The sequence below is a fragment of the Coprococcus sp. HCN-4056 genome, from assembly GCF_037892645.1.
In the GTDB taxonomy this organism is placed as follows: Bacteria; Bacillota; Clostridia; order Lachnospirales; family Lachnospiraceae; genus Coprococcus; species Coprococcus ammoniilyticus.
Genome location: NZ_JBBKBL010000002.1, coordinates 335,622 through 358,956, shown reverse-complemented (window position 1 = coordinate 358,956; position 23,335 = coordinate 335,622). Strand labels below are relative to the sequence as shown.

General features: G+C 40.8%; 22 protein-coding genes and 2 tRNA genes. 19 read left to right on the top strand and 5 right to left on the bottom strand.

The genetic code is table 11. The features are described 5' to 3' along the window. Window positions 1–167: 167 nt before the first annotated feature. The 5 genes from WKT03_RS04115 (at window position 168) to sigG (ending at window position 6,633) form a co-directional block, all read left to right on the top strand. A complete protein-coding gene (locus WKT03_RS04115) occupies window positions 168–2,741 on the top strand; it encodes a tubulin-like doman-containing protein (RefSeq protein ID WP_340390938.1) in 2,574 nt (857 codons plus the stop codon). A 153-nt stretch (window positions 2,742–2,894) separates the two neighbouring features. Continuing rightward, the gene (locus WKT03_RS04110; RefSeq protein WP_340390937.1) at window positions 2,895–3,599 is read left to right on the top strand and encodes a 4'-phosphopantetheinyl transferase family protein; all 705 of its coding nucleotides are present in this window, start codon (window positions 2,895–2,897) and stop codon (window positions 3,597–3,599) included. A 51-nt stretch (window positions 3,600–3,650) separates the two neighbouring features. Then, complete coding sequence (locus tag WKT03_RS04105; RefSeq protein WP_021943746.1) at window positions 3,651–4,154, top strand: helix-turn-helix domain-containing protein; 504 nt, start codon at window positions 3,651–3,653, stop codon at window positions 4,152–4,154. A 2-nt stretch (window positions 4,155–4,156) separates the two neighbouring features. Next, window positions 4,157–5,755, top strand: coding sequence for a peptide chain release factor 3 (locus tag WKT03_RS04100; protein WP_008400679.1), 1,599 nt, complete (start codon window positions 4,157–4,159; stop codon window positions 5,753–5,755). Window positions 5,756–5,856: 101 nt separating this feature from the next. After that, window positions 5,857–6,633 (top strand): RNA polymerase sporulation sigma factor SigG, encoded by a 777-nt coding sequence (sigG, locus tag WKT03_RS04095; protein ID WP_173788630.1) that lies wholly within the window; start codon window positions 5,857–5,859, stop codon window positions 6,631–6,633. A gap of 282 nt (window positions 6,634–6,915) precedes the next feature. Here the strand turns inward: sigG and WKT03_RS04090 are convergent, their stop codons facing one another. Further along, a complete protein-coding gene (locus tag WKT03_RS04090; protein ID WP_021943749.1) occupies window positions 6,916–7,146 on the bottom strand; it encodes a hypothetical protein in 231 nt (76 codons plus the stop codon). Between the two features lie 15 nt (window positions 7,147–7,161). Continuing rightward, window positions 7,162–8,547: an argininosuccinate lyase gene (gene argH, locus WKT03_RS04085; RefSeq protein WP_173788631.1), complete on the bottom strand. Its 1,386-nt coding sequence runs from the start codon at window positions 8,545–8,547 to the stop codon at window positions 7,162–7,164. Between the two features lie 199 nt (window positions 8,548–8,746). On the opposite strand from argH, the gene WKT03_RS04080 reads away from it, so the two are divergent. The 8 genes from WKT03_RS04080 (at window position 8,747) to WKT03_RS04045 (ending at window position 13,427) form a co-directional block, all read left to right on the top strand. Further along, the gene (locus WKT03_RS04080) at window positions 8,747–9,814 is read left to right on the top strand and encodes a transglutaminase domain-containing protein (protein ID WP_340390936.1); all 1,068 of its coding nucleotides are present in this window, start codon (window positions 8,747–8,749) and stop codon (window positions 9,812–9,814) included. Between the two features lie 91 nt (window positions 9,815–9,905). Next, window positions 9,906–10,430 (top strand): DUF1700 domain-containing protein, encoded by a 525-nt coding sequence (locus WKT03_RS04075; protein ID WP_173788632.1) that lies wholly within the window; start codon window positions 9,906–9,908, stop codon window positions 10,428–10,430. A gap of 119 nt (window positions 10,431–10,549) precedes the next feature. After that, window positions 10,550–10,622, top strand: a tRNA-Val gene (locus WKT03_RS04070). 15 nt (window positions 10,623–10,637) lie between these two features. After that, window positions 10,638–10,711, top strand: a tRNA-Met gene (locus tag WKT03_RS04065). Window positions 10,712–10,876: 165 nt separating this feature from the next. Continuing rightward, a complete protein-coding gene (ispF, locus tag WKT03_RS04060; protein WP_021943753.1) occupies window positions 10,877–11,422 on the top strand; it encodes a 2-C-methyl-D-erythritol 2,4-cyclodiphosphate synthase in 546 nt (181 codons plus the stop codon). A 14-nt stretch (window positions 11,423–11,436) separates the two neighbouring features. After that, on the top strand, window positions 11,437–12,363 hold the full coding sequence (locus tag WKT03_RS04055; RefSeq protein ID WP_147353884.1) for a GNAT family N-acetyltransferase: 927 nt from the start codon (window positions 11,437–11,439) through the stop codon (window positions 12,361–12,363). Window positions 12,364–12,422: 59 nt separating this feature from the next. Then, window positions 12,423–12,944, top strand: a complete 522-nt coding sequence (locus tag WKT03_RS04050; protein ID WP_340390935.1) for a DUF6106 family protein — start codon at window positions 12,423–12,425, stop codon at window positions 12,942–12,944. A 66-nt stretch (window positions 12,945–13,010) separates the two neighbouring features. Next, window positions 13,011–13,427, top strand: a complete 417-nt coding sequence (locus tag WKT03_RS04045; RefSeq protein WP_021943756.1) for a putative ABC transporter permease — start codon at window positions 13,011–13,013, stop codon at window positions 13,425–13,427. A 138-nt stretch (window positions 13,428–13,565) separates the two neighbouring features. Here the strand turns inward: WKT03_RS04045 and WKT03_RS04040 are convergent, their stop codons facing one another. Then, window positions 13,566–13,799 carry a hypothetical protein gene (locus WKT03_RS04040; RefSeq protein ID WP_021943757.1) on the bottom strand — a complete coding sequence of 78 codons (234 nt, stop codon included), beginning with the start codon at window positions 13,797–13,799 and terminating at the stop codon, window positions 13,566–13,568. Between the two features lie 145 nt (window positions 13,800–13,944). Between WKT03_RS04040 and WKT03_RS04035 the strand changes: the two genes are divergently transcribed. The 6 genes from WKT03_RS04035 to WKT03_RS04010 all read left to right on the top strand — a co-directional run bounded on the left by WKT03_RS04035 (window position 13,945) and on the right by WKT03_RS04010 (window position 22,453). Beyond that, on the top strand, window positions 13,945–14,601 hold the full coding sequence (locus WKT03_RS04035) for an epoxyqueuosine reductase QueH (protein WP_416810448.1): 657 nt from the start codon (window positions 13,945–13,947) through the stop codon (window positions 14,599–14,601). 165 nt (window positions 14,602–14,766) lie between these two features. Next, on the top strand, window positions 14,767–15,840 hold the full coding sequence (locus WKT03_RS04030) for a carbamoyl phosphate synthase small subunit (protein ID WP_021943759.1): 1,074 nt from the start codon (window positions 14,767–14,769) through the stop codon (window positions 15,838–15,840). Beyond that, window positions 15,840–19,043: a carbamoyl-phosphate synthase large subunit gene (gene carB / locus WKT03_RS04025; RefSeq protein WP_021943760.1), complete on the top strand. Its 3,204-nt coding sequence runs from the start codon at window positions 15,840–15,842 to the stop codon at window positions 19,041–19,043. The genes WKT03_RS04030 and carB overlap by 1 nt, the downstream gene beginning before the upstream one ends. Before the next feature lie 80 nt (window positions 19,044–19,123). Continuing rightward, the gene (locus tag WKT03_RS04020) at window positions 19,124–20,782 is read left to right on the top strand and encodes a putative manganese-dependent inorganic diphosphatase (RefSeq protein WP_117807641.1); all 1,659 of its coding nucleotides are present in this window, start codon (window positions 19,124–19,126) and stop codon (window positions 20,780–20,782) included. A 26-nt stretch (window positions 20,783–20,808) separates the two neighbouring features. Continuing rightward, window positions 20,809–21,456 (top strand): HAD family hydrolase, encoded by a 648-nt coding sequence (locus WKT03_RS04015; RefSeq protein WP_021943762.1) that lies wholly within the window; start codon window positions 20,809–20,811, stop codon window positions 21,454–21,456. Between the two features lie 118 nt (window positions 21,457–21,574). After that, window positions 21,575–22,453 carry a TIGR01212 family radical SAM protein gene (locus WKT03_RS04010; RefSeq protein WP_021943763.1) on the top strand — a complete coding sequence of 293 codons (879 nt, stop codon included), beginning with the start codon at window positions 21,575–21,577 and terminating at the stop codon, window positions 22,451–22,453. Between the two features lie 33 nt (window positions 22,454–22,486). On the opposite strand, the gene WKT03_RS04005 is transcribed toward WKT03_RS04010, so the two are convergent. Beyond that, window positions 22,487–22,879 (bottom strand): helix-turn-helix domain-containing protein, encoded by a 393-nt coding sequence (locus WKT03_RS04005; RefSeq protein WP_021943764.1) that lies wholly within the window; start codon window positions 22,877–22,879, stop codon window positions 22,487–22,489. Window position 22,880: 1 nt separating this feature from the next. Next, window positions 22,881–23,297, bottom strand: a complete 417-nt coding sequence (locus WKT03_RS04000; protein ID WP_117822695.1) for a helix-turn-helix transcriptional regulator — start codon at window positions 23,295–23,297, stop codon at window positions 22,881–22,883. Between the last annotated feature and the right edge of the window lie 38 nt (window positions 23,298–23,335).

Below are 23,335 nucleotides of genomic sequence, written 5' to 3'. Positions count from 1 at the left end.
AGAAAAAAGAATGCAAAACCTCTAAAAAATATGTAGTTTTTTGTTGAAAATCACATAAAATAGTGTTAGCATAAATATGTATGTTAGTATATTTGTAACGAGACTGCACAGAATTGACGGAAGCCGCTTCTGTGCCGGGGGAATGGTTATAATTAAGGAGATTGTATATGATACTTATTGATACGCAAAAAGAAGAATTTAGCAAGCTGAGGGATATCCGCGTATTTGGAAGAATCAGTCACGATGATCGGTTTAATGGGAATCTGCTGGTGATCGGTCTTGGCGGTGTCGGAAGCAGAACCGTTTGTAACTTAAAGGGGATGATGGTTGATGATATCATACCGGAGGATAATATTCATTTTCTGATGATTGATTCAGACATTCCTGAGATGGAACAGACAATTGAGGACAGCAAAGAGCATGTTGGTTTTAATGCACTTGAAGTATTAAGTATCTACAGACCGAATATTGAAAATATACTTGCAGATGGAATAAAGAAAAATCCGGTACATCCGAATCTTGCAAACTGGATGGATGCAGACTTTCCGGATGTTACAGTGACAAAAGATGGTGCGCATGGCAATCGTCAGATCGGACGACTCATGTTTTCAAATGCTTATGAAGATATCCGTATGCTGTTATTTGACAGACTGGAAGAGATTCATGATAAGGCGAATGGTAATTGGATGGATGTGATCATTGTATCCAGTCTTTCCGGCGGAACCGGAAGCGGTATCTTATCTGATCTTACATATAATATCCGGGCGTATGGAAAAGCAAAGAAGTGGGCGAATCTTCGAATCGGAGGCTGCCTGTTGATGCCGGATGTTATATTTGGCAACAAGAGCGTAACGGAAGATCCGGAGTTAATGTTCCGGATGATGGCAAATGGCTGTGCTGCGTTAAAAGAAGTCGATTACTATATGAAGCTTTCAGAAAAGGATGATGCATATATATTTGAAAGCACCACCCACAAGCTGGTGATCCGGGAGAATCTGTTCGATGCCTGTATGCTGGTATCCGGTAAGAAGGACAGCCAGGGATACCTGCCGGAGGGTACAGTTCTGATGGACACAGCAAGCTTCCTATATAAACTTGCATGTAACAAATATATCGGTAACAATGATGTAAACGATGACAGAAAGCTGCTTCGGGATGTATTCTTTGACAATGAGAAATATTCTGTGACAAACTGGAAGATGGAACATTCGGATTCTGAGATTGCGACAGCAAATTGTTATTATAAGGTTGTCAGTGAAGCAGATTACAAGATACCGATCCGTGAGATTGAGAATATCTGTGAGAGTGATCTGTTTAACAAAGCATATAAGCGTTTGTTTGTTTCGCCATTTGACAATCCGCAGATTGAAGTGGATATCAAGGATGCGTTAAAAGAGCTGGATGATTTTCTTCATGCAGAACCGGGAGATGAGATCAACCTCAGTGTGAACGGATTAATCCAGTTTGGACAGTTTACGAAGCCAACCTATAAGATGATCAAGAAGCATACAGATGGACTCAGAGAACATATGGGTGAGAAGCTTGATAATATGGATAAAGAGCTTCCGGTCATGATCAAGTCCATTAAGAATAAATTGTGGAATTCCTTAGATGCTGTAATTGCCAGATATATCAAGGTATGCGGTCCGTATGCAGCGATTGATATTATCGGAGCACCAACAGCCGGTGTAGCAGATTCTACCAGAGGTATGATGGCAGAGGTTAAGAAGCTGCAGGAGCTTCACAGTAAATATACACCATCCGGTGAATACTCCAGAATTATAGAATCTATCTGTGAGATTGTTGCAAAGCGTTTCTTCACTTTCCCGTCAGCAAAGCGTGAGACAGAGAATGGATATTATGATGCCTGTATCAAAGAGACACTTGCAGCAGAACGAAACCGGATCATGGATGAGATCGATGCACAGGATCTGTTTGGTGATACACTTCGTTGGCTGCAGCAGAGAGCAGAGCGTTTGGATGAGATTTATTCCCAATTTGGAGAAGATTTGAAGAATTCAATCGAAAATCTTGCGAATGAAGGTAAGGTAACAACCAAGAATATATTAAAGAATGCAGCCAGACATGAATTCCTTCCAACTGATTATGTAAATGACAGTCGTATCAATGAGGTGAAGGATGGACTGATCCGGTTGATGTTAGATAATGAATCGAATATTGATAATGGAAGAGTTGTTCCTGTCAAGGATGCGATGGAGAAGATTTATCGTCGTTTATTTAGCGGTATCGGAGCATATGGGCCGGAGAAGATGTTATCCGTTGCATTTTCTGATAAGAAACTTGCAGAGAATGATATCAATGTTATGTTTGGTTCATTGACAAATGACCGACGGGATGAAGTTATGCAGAAGGTAGCTGCTGCATTTGTAAATGATATTCAGGAAGAAAAGCAGTTATGTGTGCTCAAGGATGGCTACAAAGAACTTTTGTTGAATAAGAAATATATATCAGTGCCAAATGTAATGCCGTATTTCAGTAGGGCAGTAAAAGGAATCCTGATGGATAAACCATATAATGAGAAGGAGGATTCCATTACATTGAATCCTGGTGAGATCGAGATTTCGATCAATGATATGTATGTCGGCGTGCCTGCATCTATGATGGCATGTACAGCAGAGATGCAGAAAGCCTATAATGCAGTAGATAGTTCTTACAAGGGACTGCATATTGACGAAGTGAATAGGGATATGAGAGATTTCCCGAATCTTTGCACGTTATAATAAATAGTATGAAAGAATCCTACATGTGGAGGTGTATGAAACCGTTAGTGTTTTTCAAACTTTCGTATGTGGGGTTTTTTTAAATTTGATTTTTACCGGAATATGGTTATACTAGAAAAAGGTTTACATGAATAGATAGAAAGGAAAATTTCCATGCTGATTTGGTATGCGGATGTGTCGGATATGACAGAGGAGCAGATGAAAAAGTATCTGGAAGAGCTGTCTGAGTATCGTTTGGAAAAAGTGAATAGGCTTCGATATGAGAAGGATAAGAAATTGTCGGTTGCTGCGGGAATTTTGCTTGACCGGGCGTTAAAAGAGTGTCATTTGTCTGAGAAAGACTGTCGCTATCAGATCATGGAGCATGGCAAGGTTTATCTGGCAGATCATCCTGAGATAGCATTTAATATCAGTCACAGCGGATACATTGCAGTTCTGATCTTTCATAAAGAAACGAAGCACGATCTGTCCTGTGGCATTGATATCGAGCTGATACAGGGTGGACGGGAGAAAATCGTGAACCGGTTATTTTCAGAAGCGGACAGAGAACAATATAAGAAGTTGGATCCGGATGCGGCTGCGTTATATTTTGCACGGGTCTGGACCCGGATGGAATCATTTGGTAAGATGACAGGAAAAGGACTTGATTTTTCAGAACCGACTCAGAAAAAAATTATGGATCGTTCAGAGATGAAAAAGAAAAATATCTATTTCCGGGAATTCAGAATAACAGATAAAACAGGTCGGGAATATAATCTCTGTGCCTGTGCAGATAAGGAAGGTTTGTTAGAAGAAACTGTATTTTCTGATAAGTCGGTTCTTTTTTCTTCTCAGAATGTAGATTGTGTGGTAATATGATGATGAAAATTTATGTACTGATACATAAGTGAAGTTTTGGAGGAACATGATATGAGTAAAAAAGCTACGAAAGCACTGAATAATCCGTATTATATCGCAAGATATAATGCATCAAAGAATAATCCAAATCTTACCAGCCGGGAAAAGACGGCTGAGATTTTAAATATTGACCGGACGCGGTTATCACGGATCGAGCTTGGCATGTCAGTTCCTTATCCGGAAGAAGTTCTGGCGATGGCGGATGTATATGAGATACCGGAGCTTTGTAATATGTATTGCTCAGGGGAGTGTGCAATCGGTCGTGAGACAGTGAAACCGATCAATGCAGATAGCCTGGATCGACTGATCCTTCAGTTCCTTGGATCTTCTCAGAAGATGGAGAATATCACGGAGCAACTGATCAATATCACCTCCGATGGAATTGTAGATGAAGGAGAACTGGAGCAGTTTGATTCGGTTCTGTCTGAATTGGAAAAAATGTCGGTCAACATTCAATCGTTGATGATGTGGGCTAAAAAAAATAAAGATTCAATTATGAGTAAAAGAGGAAATTAGAAATGGCAGACAAGAATATCGAAAACGAGATCAAGAAAAGAAGAACATTTGCGATCATATCCCACCCGGATGCCGGTAAGACGACTTTAACAGAGAAGTTTCTCCTGTTTGGTGGTGCAATCAATACGGCAGGATCGGTAAAAGGAAAAGCAAATTCCAAATATGCGGTATCCGATTGGATGGATATTGAGAAGGAGAGAGGTATATCAGTTACCTCATCCGTTCTTCAGTTTAATTATGAAGGCTACTGTATCAATATTCTTGATACACCGGGACACCAGGATTTCTCAGAAGACACATATCGAACCCTGATGGCTGCGGATTCTGCTGTTATGGTTATTGATGCATCAAAGGGTGTAGAGGCACAGACGATCAAGCTTTTTAAGGTCTGTGTAATGCGTCATATCCCGATTTTTACATTTATTAATAAGATGGATCGTGATGCAAGAGATACATTTGAATTGTTAGATGAGATTGAAAATGTCCTTGGAATACGTACCTGTCCGATGAACTGGCCAATCGGTTCCGGTAAGGAATTTAAGGGTGTCTATGACAGAGAGACCAAGATGGTCGATACCTTTGAAGCAATCTCAACCGGTGGTGCGAAGAAGGCTGCGGAGACGCAATATCATATCGAGGATCAGGAGCTTAAGGATCTGATCGGACCGTACCTGTATGACCAGTTTAAGGAAGAAATTGAATTGGTTGACGGTGCAACCGATGAAGTCGATCTCGAGAAGGTTCAGAAGGGAGAGCTTTCACCCGTATTCTTTGGTTCTGCACTGAATACATTCGGTATCGATATGTTCCTGAATTATTTCCTGAAAATGACGACACCTCCTCTTGGAAGAATGTCGGATCAGGGTGTGATCGATCCGGTTACAGAACCATTTTCAGCTTTCGTATTTAAGATACAGGCAAATATGAATAAAGCGCATCGTGACAGAATCGCATTTATGCGTATCTGTTCAGGTAAATTTGAAGCCGGTATGGAGGTTTACCATGCAGCCAGCAAGCGTAAATTAAAATTATCCCAGCCGCAGCAGCTTATGGCGCAGGATCGTAAGATCGTAGAAGAAGCATATGCGGGTGATGTAATCGGTGTATTTGATCCGGGATTATTTTCAATCGGTGATACTCTTACATTTCCGGGTAAGAAATTTCAGTACGAAGGAATCCCGACATTTGCGCCGGAGCATTTCTGTCGTGTTGTTCAGATGAATACGATGAAGCGTAAGCAGTTTGTACAGGGTGTTACTCAGATCGCGCAGGAGGGTGCAATTCAGATCTTTCAGGAGTTTACAGCAGGATTGTCTGAGATTATCGTAGGTGTTGTAGGTGTTCTTCAGTTTGATGTATTAAAATACAGACTGGAGAATGAATATGGATGTGAGATCCGTTTAGAGCCGATCCCTTATAACTATATCCGTTGGGTAAAAGATCCATCTACAGATCTTACAAAGCTGAAACGTGTCAGCGATGTTAAGAAGGTGAAGGATATGAAAGGTAATCCATTGTTATTATTTGCAAATGAATGGGTTATCAATCAGGTGCTTGAGCATAATGAAGGACTGGAACTGTTAGAGTTCAGAAAGAATTAAATAAATGAATAATCTACCCTGAAAATGTAAATCCTTTTCTTATGAGGCCTAAGAAAAAATCCGTTTGACAGACAGGCAGACATAAGCAGGAGGAACATGATATGGCACTGAACAGGGTAGTGATATGTGGTGTGAATACAGCCAGACTTCCGTTGCTGACAGACAAGGAAAAGAATGAATTGTTTGACAGGATCGAGCAGGGAGATATGGCTGCCAGAGAGACCTTTATCAAGGGCAATCTGCGACTGGTTCTGAGTGTGATCCAGAGATTTTCGAATTCAAATGAGAACCCTGACGATCTGTTTCAGGTTGGATGCATAGGATTGATAAAAGCAATTGATAATTTTGACCGGAGTATGGATGTGAAGTTTTCGACGTATGCAGTTCCGATGATACTCGGAGAATGCCGGAGGTATCTGCGGGATAATAACAGTATCAGGGTATCCAGGTCGTTAAGAGATATTGCATATAAGGCAATCTACACAAAGGATGCTTTGTTAAAGAAGCTGGATCGGGAACCGACCGTGGATGAAATTGCAAAGGAGATCGATGTAGCACCGGAAGATATCACGACAGCACTGGATGCCATATCGACGCCGGTTTCGTTGTATGAGCCTGTTTATCAGGAAGGTGGAGATACGTTATATATCGTAGACCAGTTAAGTGATAAGAAGAATAAAGAAGAAAACTGGGTAGAAAATATTTCATTGAAAGAAGCAATGAAGAAATTAAATGAGAGAGAATATAATATATTAAGGCTTCGTTTCTTTGAAGGAAAGACACAGACCGAGGTTGCATCGGAGATCGCCATTTCACAGGCACAGGTCAGCCGTATCGAAAAGAGTGCGATCAAATCTCTAAAGGGCTACCTCAGATAATATATGGATGATAAAGAGGTATCTATATATTTATTCTACAGAGCATTTTCATTCTATTTTTACGCTGTATAACTTTGAACTAACCTCGGCTAATGGCCTTGGTAAGGTCTCAGTTATTATGTAGCGGTGCTAAACTCACCGCTTCGCGGTTCATTAAGAACCGACATGAAAAAGGTCTGTAGAACAAAATATAGATACCTCTTTATTTGTTTATAGGTAAATCTGTGTTATTGTGATTTCCCATATTTTTTATAGTTTTTACATTTATGGTGCTTTTTTGCTCTATTTATTCTTGTTATGAGCTTCTAGCTGTGATTTGGCTTCGGTGGCAAGCTCTGCCATATAGTCCTGAACGGTTGTGCCACCGGTGTCGCTGTTTTTCATGAGATTTGCTTTCAGCTTTTCTACTTCCTCGAGTGGAAGATCGCTCATTATGGCAACCTCGGCCGGTTCGATGTGAACATTTAACATTCGTTCTGCCAGATCATATTTTGCTTTTGTTGTTCGATTCATTTCTGATTCATCTCCTTAATTATTCAGATCCTTCAGATAAGCTTCGTTGATCTCGATGATCTTATTCATAGCTTCCGGTCCCGGAGCACCGATCGTATTACGTTTATTGACACATTCTTCCATGCTGATCGCCAGATAGATGTCGTCTTCAAATACCGGACAGATTGCCTTGTAGTCATCTAGTGGAAGCTCATCCAGCGAGATGTTCCGTTCGATACAGGTGAGAACCAGTTCACCTACGATGCCGTGAGCATCACGGAATGGAACGCCGTGGTTTACCAGATAATCGGCAGCATCTGTAGCATTTGTGAATCCGTTCTTTGCAGATGCTTCCATACGGTCTTTATTTACAGTCATAGTTTTTATCATACCGTTAAATAATGCGATACATCCCTTTACGGTATCGATCGCATCAAAGGTAAATTCCTTATCCTCCTGCATATCCTTATTATAAGCAAGCGGAATTCCCTTCATTGTGGTAAGGAGAGAAGTCAGTGCGCCATAGACACGTCCAGTCTTACCACGAACCAGCTCTGCGATATCAGGGTTTTTTTTCTGTGGCATGATCGAACTTCCTGTGCTGTATGCGTCATCCAGTTCAACAAACTGATATTCATTTGAATTCCAGATAATGATCTCCTCTGAGAAACGGCTCAGATGCATCATGATCGTTGAAAGAGCGGATAATAATTCGATGCAGTAATCACGGTCTGCAACAGAATCCATACTGTTAAGAGTAGGACCTGCAAAATCAAGCAGGGAAGCAGTTAACTCACGATCCAGAGGGTAAGTTGTGCCGGCTAAAGCGCCGGAACCCAGTGGACAGTAATTCATTCTTGCATAGATATCACACAGACGGCCGTAATCACGCTTGAACATCTCCATGTATGCACCAAAGTGATGGGCGAGAGTGATCGGCTGCGCCTTCTGTAAATGTGTAAATCCGGGCATATATGTGTGGATATGTTCCTTCATCAGGGAATGTAAGGTGTTCATTAATTCCAGCACAAGAGCTTTAATTTCGACGATCTCATCTCTTACATAGAGTTTCATATCAAGAGCTACCTGATCATTACGGCTTCTTCCGGTATGTAATTTCTTACCGGTATCACCGATACGGTCGATCAGATTTGCTTCTACAAAGCTGTGAATATCTTCATATTTGGATGTGATTTCAAGTGTACCGTTTTCCACATCGGTAAGGATGCTGTTTAAGCCGTCGATGATCTGATCTCGTTCTGCTTCCGTAAGGATGCCGGATGCTGCAAGCATGGTAACATGCGCGATGCTTCCGCGGATATCCTGTTTATAGAACTTCTGATCAAAAGAGATCGAAGCATTAAAGTTATATACTAACTGGTCTGTTTCTTTTGTGAAACGACCACCCCAGAGCTGTGCCATAATGTAGTTCCTCTTTTCTCTAAAATTATTTTAACTGTTTCATTTTACAACAGGATGAGAGCTTAATCAACAAAAACAGGGATTAGCAGAAGAATTTTGCACGGTAAATATCAAATTTTTATGAAAAAGACATTTACAGGTTTACAGCAGTTGCGGACAGATGATAAAATAACCTAAATTGTCAGAATGGATGGATTGGATGAAGAAACGACATTTTATTTTGAAAGGAATCATTACGGCACTTGTGCTGATCGTTCTTTTCTATACAGGAAGATGGGCATTTTTTAATATATTTCATCGTCAGGATGTTGTGGACGGAATGGTAGCATTACGAACAAATGTGATGCATTCGATGGAAGATGGAAATGATTCTGATATCTTTTATGTAAAAAATGTAAAGATAAAGGATATAAGTGATATCAATAAATATGTGGATTCGGCATTTGGAAGTGTAGATACCTATCGAGTACTGGTGTCCTCCGGCGATTATCTTGCAATTCAACTTTCTTTTGATCGGAGTGAGAATTATTATGTGATCCGGAAGGTGCTTTTTGAGGAAGAGATACCATCGGATAAAAAGAAAGCACTTGCCATGTATGATTCATATATAGAATTTTACAAGACCTGCATTAAAGAACCGATGAGCGATTTTGATAAGGAGAAAGCAGCACATGATTATCTGATAAAGAACTGTGTATATGGCTTTCCAGAGGAACAGCAGGATGCATATGATGCTTATGGTGTTCTTGTATCCCATAAGGCGGTCTGCGATGGCTATGCAGAGGCATTTTTTATGCTGATGACCTGTTTGGATATTCCTTGTGATATTGTGGTAGGGACTGCGGATGGAGATCTGCATGCATGGAATCAGATAGAACTTGACGGGGAATGGTATAATATTGATCTGACCTGGGATGATGCGGTTCCGGATATGGGTGAATATGTAAAACACACATATTTTAATCTGACAGATGATACACTTGCCGAAAATCATACATGGGAACGGGAGTTTTACCGTACCTGCACAGATACAGATATGAATTATTATGTGAAGACATTTGCAGTATTTGATGATTTTGAAGCATATAAGAAAGGGATCACGAAGCAGATCGGACGCTCGGATGTGCTCGAAGCAATTGTTTATTATATGGATACGGACAGACCGGATCTGTCATTTCTCTATGACAGTTCGGCTATAAAAAAACTTAAGTATCTGGTTGAAGATATGGGAGAATATTATGTGATCATTGTATATGTAAATACATGATTTTATTATTGTAAAACAAAATGCCCGCGACAGTACGGGAGAAAGGAAAACTCAATGTCTGATGAACAGGCGAGGGTGAAGTGTGATAGATATGAGCAAGAAAGAATTTATGGATCAGCTCAGAGAAGGGCTGGATGGCAATGTATCATATGAGAAATATTGTGAAACAATAGAATATTATGAGTCTTATTTCCGGAGAAAACTGGCAGAAGGAAAGACTGAGGAGGAGATTGTTGCGGAACTTGGCTCCGGGCGACTGATCGCAAAGACGATTGTTGATACCGCAGGAGCTGACCGGACAGAACAGAGTTATACTTATACAGAGACAACAGGCGGCGGACGCGGAAGTGTGAGCCGAGATGGAGAAGACGCACCAAAGGGCTGGCATGTCAAAATGGATGAAAATGGAAATACCAGTGTCTGCTTTGGAAAACTTGATTTTTCTACAACGCTTGGGAAGGTTGTGATCGGAATCGGACTTATTTTATTACTTGCACTGATTGTATTGCTTGTTGTGATTGGAGTTAAGATTCTTGTATATGTGATCATTCCGGTTGCTGCAATTTTGTTTATTGTGAACCTGATTATCAGTCTGATCGACAATCATCGAATGTAGTCGGAAGTAGAATTTTTAACAGATAAAAAAGTTTTAAAAAAAGTTGAAAAAAGTTCTTGACAATTATCGGTATATCCCTTATACTAGCAAAGGTGTTCGACAGAGAACACAAACGAAATGGGATCTTAGCTCAGCTGGGAGAGCATCTGCCTTACAAGCAGAGGGTCACAGGTTCGAGCCCTGTAGGTCCCATTTAAAATAAAATATGGCGGGATAGCTCAGTTGGCTAGAGCATGCGGTTCATACCCGCAGTGTCGAGGGTTCAAATCCCCCTCCCGCTACTAACCTTTAATCGTCATGAATGTCATGACGATTTTTTCTTTGCAGAAAAGTTCGTTGATTATGAATGGATAAATTATGATTATGAATGGATAAATTATTATAGAATGGATAAACATTTTATCATCGGGTGAGATGGGTAAATAAGAAATAAGGAGAAATCAAATATGCGAGTTGGAATGGGCTATGATGTTCATAAATTGGTAGAAGACAGAAAGTTGATCCTTGGCGGAGTGGAGATTCCATATGAGAAAGGATTGCTTGGGCATTCAGATGCAGATGTTCTGCTACATGCGATCATGGATGCGCTTCTTGGAGCAGCGGCACTGGGAGATATCGGCAAGCATTTTCCGGATACAGATGACCGTTATAAGGGTGCAGACAGCATGGTGCTGTTAAAGGAAGTGAAGAAGCTTCTGGACGAGAATTTTTTCTTTATAGAGAATATAGATGCGACAGTGATAGCACAGCAGCCGAAGCTTGCCCCATATATAGAAGATATGAGAAAGAATATTGCAGAATGTCTGGAGCTTCCGGTGAACAGGGTGAATGTGAAGGCTACGACAGAGGAAAAGCTGGGATTTACCGGAGCAGGCCTTGGAATCAGTTCACAGGCTGTCTGTCTGTTAGAGACTGTTGGAAACTATGATTATGATGTTATGGGAATGAATCAAGGAGGCTGTGCCGGTTGTCAGGGCTGTCCGGTCAGGTAGTAGGTAGTTCGGGTATGAATGAAGAAAGATACGATCATATGGATCGTAAATCGTTTGATTCGATCAGGATAGAGATTGCCGGAGCGGAAGATTTGAACGAGATACGAAAACTCTGGAAACAGTCATTTGACGATCAGGATGCATATATGGATTATTATTTTTCAAGTGTAGCAATAAGGAATCAGATCTTTGTGGCAAAGAATGGCTCTAAGATCATTTCCATGGTGCATTTAAATCCATATACTCTTGCTGAGACGACAGCAGGAGTGACAGCATATAAAAAGGGCGGTTATGTTGTTGGAGTTGCGACAGTCCCGGAATTTCGCAAACAGGGAATTATGTCGATGTTAATGAAGTATGTGCTGTCATATGCGGCAGAGAATAATTACGATTATATTTATCTGATGCCGGAGAAAGAGATCTATTATAAAGGACTGGGATTTGTTCCGGTGGTAGAAAGCGGCTTTTATAATATAACAGATCTGAAACCTGAGAAGAATGATTATGAGCTTTGTGGGTTGGAAGATATAACAGATGAACAGTTGCAAAGCTTTTCTGTAAAACTGACACAACGTTATGATCTCTTTGTACCACGAACCAGAGCCTACCTGGAGGATCTTGGAATGGAATGTCAGTCTCTATTCGGTGATGTATATATTATAAAGGATGAAAATGAGATAGCAGCGGTATATGGAATTATGTATGATGGGGATCGCGCAGAGATCGTTCAGTATTGTACAGTTACCGGATCAATCGATCCGTTGTTATATGGAATTTGCGAGAGTGATATTCCTGTATTTTCTGAGGTTGAATTGTTTGGAACATATACAGATCATAAGATGATAAAGAAAGGCCATGGGATCATGTTTTATGAGCCGTATAAGGAGTGCACAGAATTATATAGAAAATCAGATCATATTTTCATAAATGAAGTGGTTTAAAAAAGTATGGATACCATGTATAATAATTATAGAATGTATATACAAAAAGGAGAAATAAAATGACAACAGATGGATATGTAGAACATATAGTGAAAACAAAGACTTCTGCCGGAATTATGGTATTGATTGTACTTGGAGCATTTATCACTGTGGTGGGAGCATTTTTTATGTTCTTTGTACCGGGAGGCGCAATCTTTGGACTTCCGCTTGCGGTTGTTGGTGTAATTATATTTTCACTTGCGATCAATCGAAAAGAGTGTGAGTTTGAATATTTGTTTGTAAATGATGATGTTGAGGTTGCAAGGATCACCGCAAAGAGCAGCAGAAAACAGGTGTATCATTTTGAAGGTGGAGAAGTAAAGCAGATCACGACTGTAGATTCAATCTATAGGGATAATGAGCATCAGGCAAATTCCGGTATTAAAACGATTAATTTCACTTCAAAGGATAAGAACACAGAGAATCCTGTTTATTCTTTTATCCTGAATAAGAATAACCGCACAGAGGAAGTCTTGTTAGAGCTTGATGCAAAGACGATTGAACATGTAAAACAATTTTTTAAGGGAAAAATCCGGGAATAGAGAAAGTCAGGAACAGACACATATTTATAAGCAGAAAGACAGATACTATAAAAAGAGGTGCTTGCGATGAAGATTACTTTTTTTAAATATCTGTCTTTGTTTTTGACCGGAGGGATGGTATATTATTTTCTTGAGATATTTACCAGAGATTATTCTCATTATTCCATGATAATCTGTGGGGGGCTGTGTATGATTGCCTGCGGAGGTTTGAATCAGATGTTCCCGAGAATGCCGATTCCGCTACAGATGATTTTATCGTCAGGGATCATAACTTTGTTTGAATTTGTAACCGGAGTTATCGTAAATCTGATCTTTCATGTTGGAGTATGGGATTATTCATACCTGCCATATAATGTAATGGGGCAGATATGTCTGCCGTATTCTGTGCTGTGGATGTTTCTTTCATTGATCATAATATTTGTGGATGATGGAATCAGGCATTTTCTGTTTGGAGAGGAATTACCGGAGTACAGATTATTTTAAATAAATGAAATGAGAGTTTTTTGTTGCTGAAGAAGCTGCGACATTTAGAGTAATAAAAAAAGCTTATAACAGATCCGGTCTGAAATCCGGACTTCTGATGATAAGCTTCTTTTATGTGGTGTGAAATTAAATACGAAATTATGGCTGAAGAGGAGTCATCTTAAGCCCTTTATACAGTTTGGTATAAAGACTTCTTTCGTCGGAGTAAAGCATGATTCCCCGTGCACCATCTTTAACAATGTAGGCGTATTTATTCTTCTGTACATTCATGTACAAAACTTCCTCCACATTCAGTTCTTTGGCCTTCACTTTAGCAACACTGACACTTACCGGCTGTAATTTATATTTTTTGATTGCCTGTTCAACTGTCATGATAAACACCTCCATCATATAGTATGCCTATGTTTGTTTGAATATAGTATATTGTATAGATAGCACAAAGTCAACTGTTAATAATGCACAAAAAGACAAGAATAGGGAAAAACTTCCGTTATTTTTTATAAAAAAGGAGAGATAAATAGTGAAAAATGCAAACTATTATACTATGATGGAAGAAGAATTGAAGAAAATATCGGATTCCGGCAGTAAAAAGAAGCTTTTGCTTCATTGCTGCTGTGCCCCTTGTTCCAGTCATTGTCTGGAAGTCCTGGCCAATTATTTTGATATTACTGCTTATTTTTATAATCCGAATATCACAAGTGATGAAGAATACGGGAAACGCTGGAACGAATTGAAACGCTTTGTCCATGAAGTATATCAGGAGAATGGGGTGAAACCATATCTGGAAGAGCATGAGAGCGAACGGTTTCTTGAAATGGCAAAAGGAATGGAAGAAGAGCCGGAACGCGGGATACGGTGTTATGCCTGTTATAAACTTCGTCTGGATAAAAGTGCCGCGTTTGCAAAAGAACATGGATATGACTATTTCACCACAACCTTGTCGATCAGTCCACATAAAAATGCAGACTGGCTCAATGAAATCGGAGAAGAGCTGGGTGAGCAGTATGGTATAATGTTTTTACATAGTGATTTTAAGAAGAAAAACGGATATAAACGCTCAATCGAGCTTTCAAAGAAATATAATTTATATAGACAGAACTTCTGCGGCTGTGAGTTCAGCAGAAGAGCGTATGAAGCAACAGAAAAAATGAAGCAGGAAGCTGCTCAGAAATAAGTTGACGAATTTCGATGAAAAAGTGTTGTCTAACAATAACAAATGTGTTAGAATTGACAAAACTAGAAAAAAGAGGCAGATGAGGATCTTTGTATGTGTGCACAGATTCTCTGTTCACTCTTTTTTTTTGAGCAAAAATAGAAAAAAGAAGAAAGGAATTGTATTATGAAAGCTTTTTTGATACTTGAAGATGGACATGTATTTGAAGGCACCAGTATTGGAGCAACCGATGAGATCATAAGCGAAATTGTTTTCAATACGTCTATGACAGGTTACTTAGAGGTGTTGACAGACCCATCCTATGCCGGGCAGGCAGTTTGTATGACATATCCGTTGATTGGTAATTATGGTGTATGTCTGGAAGATATGGAGGCTGATAAACCATGGCAGTCAGGATTTATTGTAAGAGAGATTGCGAAGAAGCCAAGTAACTTCAGAAGTGAACAGAGTATTAACCAGTTCCTTATTAATAACAATATAACAGGTATCGAGGGAGTTGATACCAGAGCCTTGACAAAGATCCTCAGAAATCAGGGTACAATGAAGGGCATGATCACAACAAATTCTTCTTATGACCTTGAAGATTGTCTGAAGCGGATCAAAGCATGGGAGATGGGACATGTTGTTCTTGATGTTACATGCAAAGAAAAGAAAGTTTATCCGGGAGATGGCTACAAGGTAGCTGTTATCGATCTCGGTGTTAAGAGAAATATTATCAAATCTTTATTAAAGAGAGGCTGTCAGGTTACCGTATATCCTGCTGAGACACCTGCGGAGGAGATCATCGCAGATGCACCGGACGGCATCATGTTAACAAACGGACCTGGAGATCCAAAGGATTGCAAGGTTACAATCAAAGAAGTGAAAAAACTTTTCGATACAGATATTCCTATTTTTGCAATATGTCTTGGACATCAGCTGCTTGCACTTGCAAATGGCGGCGATACCGTAAAGATGAAATACGGTCACAGGGGTGCGAACCATCCTGTAAAAGATTTAAAGACTGGAAAGGTTTATATTTCAACCCAGAATCATGGATATATGGTAAAAGAAGAGAGCCTTGACAGAAAGGTTGCCGAGGTCAGCTTTATCAATGTAAATGATGGTACAGTAGAAGGTGTTCATTACCTTGGTAAGAATGCACAGACCGTACAGTTCCATCCGGAAGCATGTGCCGGTCCTCTTGATACAGACTTCTTGTTTGATGTATTTATGAATATGATGGAGGTGTCTAAGTAATGCCAAAGAATCCGAATATTAAAAAAGTTGTTGTAATTGGCTCCGGTCCTATCGTAATCGGACAGGCTGCAGAATTTGACTATGCCGGTACACAGGCTTGTCGTTCATTAAAAGAAGAAGGTCTTTGCGTTGTTCTGATCAACTCCAATCCGGCTACGATCATGACAGATAAGGATATCGCAGATAAGGTATACATTGAGCCATTAACAGCCGATGTTGTAAAAGCAGTGATCGAGAAGGAAAAACCAGACAGCCTTCTGCCAACACTGGGTGGTCAGGCAGCTTTAAATATCGCAATGGAACTGGAAGAATCCGGTTTCTTAAGAGAACATGATGTTATGTTGATCGGTACATCTTCTTCAACAATCAAAAAAGCAGAGGACAGACTGGAATTCAAGAAAACCATGGAGAAGATCCATGAGCCTGTAGCACCATCTGAGGTTGTTACAACGGTAAAAGCCGGTCTCGAATTTGTTAAGAAGATCGGATATCCGGTTGTACTCCGTCCGGCATACACCCTCGGCGGAAGCGGCGGTGGTATCGCTGAGAATGAAGAAGAGTTTGTCGAGATTCTGATGAATGGTCTGAGACTCAGCCGTGTCGGTCAGGTTCTGGTAGAGCGTTGTATCGCAGGCTGGAAAGAGATCGAATACGAAGTAATGCGTGATGCAAATGGTACCTGTATTACAGTTTGTAATATGGAGAATCTGGATCCGGTCGGTGTCCATACCGGTGACTCTATCGTAGTAGCACCATCCCAGACACTGGGTGATAAAGAGTATCAGATGCTTCGTACATCTGCATTAAATATTATTTCTGAATTAAATATCCGTGGTGGCTGTAACGTACAGTTTGCATTACATCCAACTACATTTGAATATTGTGTAATCGAAGTAAATCCTCGTGTAAGCCGTTCGTCGGCACTTGCATCCAAGGCAACCGGTTATCCGATCGCCAAGGTTTCTGCAAAGATCGCACTTGGTTATAATCTGGATGAGATCAAGAATGCAATTACCAAGAAGACATTTGCAAGCTTTGAGCCTGCACTGGACTATGTTGTTGTTAAGATTCCTAGACTTCCGTTTGATAAGTTCATCAAGGCAGATCATGATCTGACAACACAGATGAAGGCAACCGGTGAGGTTATGAGTATCTGCACAAACTTTGAGGGCGCATTGATGAAAGCGATCCGTTCTCTGGAACAGCATGTAGATGGTCTTCATTCCAGCAGATATAAGAATATGTCTGACAGTGATATCTTAAAGCTTCTGCATCATGTAGATGACAGACGTATCTTTGTTATTGCTGAGGCACTTCGTCGTGGCATTACACAGGAAGCAATTCACGATATCACAAAGATTGATCTTTGGTTCATTGATAAGATCAACAATCTGGTTGACTATGAACAGGAGATCCGTGATTCCAAGGGAGATATCTCCAAGGAACTGATGAAGGAGATCAAGCGTGTAGAATTCCCGGATAAGGTAATCGCACAGCTTACAGGAAAGACAATAAAAGAGATCAAAGAGCTGCGGTATGGCTATGGTATCCGTGCATCTTTCAAGATGGTTGATACCTGTGCTGCAGAGTTTGAAGCATCTACACCATACTATTATTCCTGCTTCGACGGTGAGAGTGAAGTAGAGGAAGATCATTCCGTAAAGAAGGTTATGGTTCTTGGTTCCGGTCCTATTCGTATCGGACAGGGTATCGAATTCGATTACTGCTCCGTACACAGTACATGGGCATTTGAGAGAAAGGGATACCAGACCATTATCGTAAATAATAATCCTGAGACAGTCAGTACAGATTTTGATATTGCAAATAAGCTGTATTTCGAGCCACTGACAGCAGAGGATGTAGAAGCAATTGTAGATCTGGAAAGACCGGATGGTGCGGTTGTTCAGTTCGGCGGACAGACAGCGATCAAGCTGACGGAAGCACTGATGGAGATGGGTGTTCCGATCCTTGGTACAAGTGCAGAGAATGTAGATGCCGCTGAGGATAGAGAATTATTTGATGAGATCCTTGAGAAGTGTTGTATCCCAAGACCTGCCGGAAAGACGGTATTTACCAGAGATGAAGCCTTAGAGGCAGCCAATGAACTCGGTTATCCGGTTCTGGTAAGACCTTCTTATGTATTAGGTGGACAGGGAATGCAGATCGCGATCTCTGATAAAGATATTATTGAATTCATGGATATCATCAACAGACATGTTCAGGAGCATCCTGTCTTGGTTGATAAATATATCATGGGTAAGGAAGTAGAAGTAGATGCCGTATGTGATGGAGAAGACATCCTGATCCCTGGTATCATGGAGCATGTAGAGAGAGCCGGAATCCATTCCGGTGACAGTATCTCTGTATATCCTGCACAGACACTTTCGCCAAAGATCAAACGTGTAATTGAAGATTATACAAGAAAGCTTGCAAACAGCCTTCATGTAATCGGTCTGATCAATATACAGTTTATCGCATACAATGATGAAGTATATGTAATTGAGGTAAATCCTCGTTCCAGCCGTACTGTTCCATATATCAGCAAGGTTACCGGTATTCCGATCGTAGATCTTGCAACCCGTGTTATCACAGGTGAGAAGATCAAGGATATGGGATATAAGCCGGGACTTCAGCCGGAAGCAGAATACTTTGCGATCAAGATGCCTGTATTCTCATTTGAGAAGATCCGTGGAGCTGAAATCAGTCTGGGACCGGAAATGAAATCAACAGGTGAATGTCTTGGTATCTCCAAGGACTACAACGAAGCCCTTTACAAGGCGTTCCTTGGTGCAGGTGTAAATCTTCCAAAGACAAAGAAGATGATTCTTACAGTTAAGGACGCAGACAAGATGGATGCAGTAGAAATCGGCAGACGTTTTGCGGCTCTTGGTTATGAGATCTTCTCTACAAAGAGCACATGTAGAATCCTGAATGAGAATGGAGTACCTGCTGAACTGATCAACAAAGTAGAGGAACCATCACCAAATCTGTTGGATCTGATCTTAAGTCATGAGATCGATCTGATCATCGATACTCCGTCACAGGGAATTGAACGAAGCAAGGATGGTTTCGTGATCAGACGTCATGCAGTTGAAACTGGTGTTACCTGTCTTACAAGCCTTGATACAGCGAATGCGCTGCTTACAAGTTTGGAGTCATCCGCAAACAGACGATTATCACTGGTTGACATCAGCGAATTATAAGTATAATATGATACAACCTGACAAAACAGGCTGCTGCATTTTGCAGCAGGCTGTTTTGCGTTCTTAATAGGAGGTGGAATATGCATAACATTCCAAGAGATGAGGTATTTGTGATCGGACATAAGAATCCGGATACGGATTCAATTTGTTCAGCAATCGCGTATGCAGATCTTAAGAATCAGTCAGAAAATAAATACATTCCCAAAAGAGCGGGTAATATCAATAAAGAAACAGAATTTGTATTAAATTATTTTGATGTGGAAGTGCCGGAGTTGATCAAAAACGTGGACACCCAATTGAGTGATATTTCTTACCGACTCGTTTCCGGTGTACCGGGTGATACAACAATGAAGAAAGCATTTGAGATCATGCAGAAGAATGATGCAACGACGTTGCCGGTTGTGGAGAATGGAAAGATTCGTGGAATATTAACTGTCGGAGATATTGCAGAAGCTTATATGTTGAATTCGGAGGACGACATTCTGTATAAAGCGAGAACCAGATGCCGTCATATTATTGAAACGATCGATGGTGAGATGGTTTGTGGAAATCCACACAGCTATATCACAAATGGAAAAGTTATCATTGGAGCGGCTCATGTGGAGTTGATGGAGCATTTTATAAAACCGGGTGACCTTGTTATCTTAAGTGACCGGAAGGAATCACAGCTGATGGCTATCGAAAAGGGAGCAGGTATGCTGATCCTTTGTCTGGTAGATAAGGTAGATGATGATGTAGTAAAACTTGCAGCATTTAAGGGCTGTTCGATCATTATATCACAGAATGATACCTATAAGGTGGCCAGATTGATCGGTCAGAGTATACCGGTAAGATTCTTTATGGTTCGTGATAATATCATGACATTTAATGAGGATGACTCGGTTGAAACGATTAAAAGTGTTATGTCGAAGACGAGAGTCCGGTATTTTCCTGTCGTAGATAAGAGTGGCAACTATTTGGGACTGGTTTCCAGACGTAATTACATCAATGCGAGAAAGAAACAGGTGATCCTGGTCGATCATAATGAACGTACCCAGTCGGTTGATAATATCGACAAGGCAGAGATTCGGGAGATCATCGATCATCACAGAATTGCAAATGTAGAAACACTTGCACCGGTTTATTTCAGAAATCAGCCGGTCGGCTGTACATCTACGATCATATATCAGATGTACAGAGAACAGAATATTATACCGGATAAGAAGATTGCGGGATTGATGTGTGCGGCTATTTTATCAGATACGCTGCTGTTTAAATCGCCGACCTGCACCTGCGAGGATAAGAATGCAGCATATGCACTTGCACAGCTTGCAGAGATAAATGTGAATGATTTTGCAATGGAAATGTTCGATGCCGGAAGTAATCTGAAGGGAAAGACGATTGATGAGATTCTGCATCAGGATTATAAGAAATTTGAGATTGACGGACGTACCTTTGCGATAGGACAGATCACATCGATCAATACCAGAGAGATTGAACAGATACAGAAGAGTATGTACGAGTATCTGACCGATTATACAGAAAATGGCTGTGATGTATTTTTGTTTGTAATGACAAGCATCTTAGACGATAGTTCCGGAATGCTGGCATTTGGAGATGAGGCAGAGGAGATCTGTTCCCGTGCATTCCAGACGAAATTTGTAGATCATTATGCATATCTGGAGGGCGTGGTTTCCAGAAAGAAACAGATTGTTCCGGCACTGGTTCGGGCTGTACAGGAACTCGATCAGCCGGAATAGAATAAAGGCAGAAAGGCAGATGTACAATGAAGAAATATCAGGCAGTTATATTTGATTTGGATGGAACACTTTTAAATACATTAGAGGATTTGGCGGACAGTACAAATTATGCACTTCGTCAGATGAATTACCCGGAACGGACAATCGATGAGGTCCGCCGTTTTGTAGGAAATGGTGTAGAAAAGCTGATGGAGCGTGCAGTTCCGACGGGAACTTCAGAAGATGATACATTAAAAGCACTTGCGATATTTAAGAAACATTATTCAAAGAATATGTTGAATAAGACAGGTTCTTACGAGGGAGTTATCGATGTGCTTAAGGTGTTAAAAGAAAAAGGAATACCGGCAGGGATCGTATCGAACAAATTTGATGCTGCAGTAAAGGGACTGCGGGATCAGTTTTTTGGAGAGTATATTTATACTGCGATTGGGGAGTCTGCAAATGTAGCAAAGAAACCGGCACCGGACACTTGCATCGAAGCAATGAAAGAAATGCAGATCGGACGGGAAGGTACAGTCTATGTAGGAGATTCAGATGTGGATATCATGACCGCGAAGAACAGCGGACTGGAATGTATCTCTGTTACCTGGGGCTTTCGTGATGAAGAATTCCTGTTAGAACATGGTGCTACCCAGATCATCCATAAGCCGGAGGAGCTGCTCGAATTCTTTTAAACGGTAGAGCTGCTGCCTGACTGATAAGGAAGTTGGATGGGCTTATGAATCGGTTTGATATGAAAGATATGCACTATGCAGATGTACATGGCGGATCAATGTATAAGGAATATGTAAGATGAATATATATACAGCGAATCAATATATAAAGGATACCTTCGGGGAGAAATTATACAAGCTGTCATTAAATGCCGGAACCACCTGCCCGAACCGGGATGGAACGGCAGGAATTGGCGGTTGTATTTTTTGCAGTAGTCTAGGATCGGGTGATTTCAGTCCAAAAGCGGATATGGACATAGATCGACAGATTGAACAGGCAAAACAGCTGGTTGCTTCGAAGTTCAAAGGTAAACATTATATTGCATATTTTCAGTCATTTACGAATACATATGGTGATATCGACCGTTTGCGGGATATTTATAGAAAGGCAGCGATGCGGTCAGACATTGCGGTTATTTCAATTGCAACCAGACCGGATTGCCTGGGAAATCAGGTGATCGATATGCTGCGTGATATACAGAGGATCAAGCCGGTGTGGGTAGAACTCGGACTTCAGACGATACATGAGGAAACGGCAAAGTTTATCAATCGCGGATATCCCATTTCGGTATATGACGAGGCGGTAAAAAAACTCAGGGATCTTGGTGTACATGTGATCGTACATATGATACTGGGACTTCCGGGAGAGACGCAGAGAGATATGATCGAAACAGCAGAGTATATAGGAAAGAGCGGTGCACAGGGCATAAAGCTGCAACTACTTCATGTCCTTAAAGGAACCAACCTTGCTGAATTGTATCAGAATGGAGAATGTTCTGTTTTATCGCTGGAAGATTATACAGAATGTGTTGTTTCGTGTCTGAAGGTACTGCCGCCGGATATGGTGATCCACCGTCTGACCGGAGATGGGCCAAAGAAACTATTGATCGCACCGCTTTGGAGCGCAGATAAGAAAAAAGTAATGAATACGATAAATGCAGCAGTCAGGCAGGCATAGCCAGGGAAACTGATTGCTGCATTTTTGTTGTTTCTATATCTGCTGATTGCAGATAGATGCTGCTTCTAAAAAAGTAGAAGCAGCATGTTTGTAGACATCGGAAAGGGAGTTATATCGTTCAAACAATTCAAAAAAGTCCCAGGAAAAGGTGTGTCCGTAGGTAAACAGACGGAACAATTCTTCGTTTTTTAGATTTTCGAAAGAAGCAAGATCAATGCAGACGAGAAAGATCAGAAATTCAATATTGATATGATAGTATACGGCTGTGCGGAAGATCAGCCGGATATCCGGATAACTGCGGCCATGTTCATAATTGGAATAGGAGGAGGGTGTGAGTTTCAGATGCTTTGCTGCTTCCTGAATGGTAAGATGGTTTCCGGTTCTGAGTGCGGTAAGAGCACTTCCTATATTTGTTTTCGTTGTCATATTAGAAGTTCCTTTCATTTGTAGTTTTACTGTCTGAAATACGCAGATCTATATAAGTGTCGATCAGCTTTTGATCGATGGATGGCAGACAGGCGATTTTTGCAGATCGTTCATTGCTCTGTGCATCTGTGGGCAGAGCCGGAACGGCAAGGTATGGATTTTCTTCATAAACTGCTTCCGGCATTGCACCGGCCGGAGCATTCTGGACAGCCAGAGTATAGGCAAACAGAAAGTCGTGCTCTAATATCCGGGACAATTCCATGATATGCTGCATGCCGGGGATAATCCTTCCGGTTTCGTAACTGGCATAGCTGGCACGGGATACAGACAACTGTTTTGCGACTTGTTCCTGAGTCAGATGTTTCTTCTTGCGGAAATACTTTAATAAGTCAGGAAGTGGATTGTTTTCTTTTTTCATATTGGATTCCTTTCATTTGTTTTTTTCAATCATAACAA

What these genes read in the sequence shown, in the direction of transcription:
- WKT03_RS04115 (WP_340390938.1), top strand. Translation starts at nt 168, where the DNA reads ATGATACTTATTGATACGCAAAAAGAAGAATTTAGCAAGCTGAGGGAT.
- WKT03_RS04110 (WP_340390937.1), top strand. Translation starts at nt 2,895, where the DNA reads ATGCTGATTTGGTATGCGGATGTGTCGGATATGACAGAGGAGCAGATG.
- WKT03_RS04105 (WP_021943746.1), top strand. Translation starts at nt 3,651, where the DNA reads ATGAGTAAAAAAGCTACGAAAGCACTGAATAATCCGTATTATATCGCA.
- WKT03_RS04100 (WP_008400679.1), top strand. Translation starts at nt 4,157, where the DNA reads ATGGCAGACAAGAATATCGAAAACGAGATCAAGAAAAGAAGAACATTT.
- sigG (WP_173788630.1), top strand. Translation starts at nt 5,857, where the DNA reads ATGGCACTGAACAGGGTAGTGATATGTGGTGTGAATACAGCCAGACTT.
- WKT03_RS04090 (WP_021943749.1), bottom strand. Translation starts at nt 7,146, where the DNA reads ATGAATCGAACAACAAAAGCAAAATATGATCTGGCAGAACGAATGTTA.
- argH (WP_173788631.1), bottom strand. Translation starts at nt 8,547, where the DNA reads ATGGCACAGCTCTGGGGTGGTCGTTTCACAAAAGAAACAGACCAGTTA.
- WKT03_RS04080 (WP_340390936.1), top strand. Translation starts at nt 8,747, where the DNA reads ATGAAGAAACGACATTTTATTTTGAAAGGAATCATTACGGCACTTGTG.
- WKT03_RS04075 (WP_173788632.1), top strand. Translation starts at nt 9,906, where the DNA reads ATGAGCAAGAAAGAATTTATGGATCAGCTCAGAGAAGGGCTGGATGGC.
- ispF (WP_021943753.1), top strand. Translation starts at nt 10,877, where the DNA reads ATGCGAGTTGGAATGGGCTATGATGTTCATAAATTGGTAGAAGACAGA.
- WKT03_RS04055 (WP_147353884.1), top strand. Translation starts at nt 11,437, where the DNA reads ATGAATGAAGAAAGATACGATCATATGGATCGTAAATCGTTTGATTCG.
- WKT03_RS04050 (WP_340390935.1), top strand. Translation starts at nt 12,423, where the DNA reads ATGACAACAGATGGATATGTAGAACATATAGTGAAAACAAAGACTTCT.
- WKT03_RS04045 (WP_021943756.1), top strand. Translation starts at nt 13,011, where the DNA reads ATGAAGATTACTTTTTTTAAATATCTGTCTTTGTTTTTGACCGGAGGG.
- WKT03_RS04040 (WP_021943757.1), bottom strand. Translation starts at nt 13,799, where the DNA reads ATGACAGTTGAACAGGCAATCAAAAAATATAAATTACAGCCGGTAAGT.
- WKT03_RS04030 (WP_021943759.1), top strand. Translation starts at nt 14,767, where the DNA reads ATGAAAGCTTTTTTGATACTTGAAGATGGACATGTATTTGAAGGCACC.
- carB (WP_021943760.1), top strand. Translation starts at nt 15,840, where the DNA reads ATGCCAAAGAATCCGAATATTAAAAAAGTTGTTGTAATTGGCTCCGGT.
- WKT03_RS04020 (WP_117807641.1), top strand. Translation starts at nt 19,124, where the DNA reads ATGCATAACATTCCAAGAGATGAGGTATTTGTGATCGGACATAAGAAT.
- WKT03_RS04015 (WP_021943762.1), top strand. Translation starts at nt 20,809, where the DNA reads ATGAAGAAATATCAGGCAGTTATATTTGATTTGGATGGAACACTTTTA.
- WKT03_RS04010 (WP_021943763.1), top strand. Translation starts at nt 21,575, where the DNA reads ATGAATATATATACAGCGAATCAATATATAAAGGATACCTTCGGGGAG.
- WKT03_RS04005 (WP_021943764.1), bottom strand. Translation starts at nt 22,879, where the DNA reads ATGACAACGAAAACAAATATAGGAAGTGCTCTTACCGCACTCAGAACC.
- WKT03_RS04000 (WP_117822695.1), bottom strand. Translation starts at nt 23,297, where the DNA reads ATGAAAAAAGAAAACAATCCACTTCCTGACTTATTAAAGTATTTCCGC.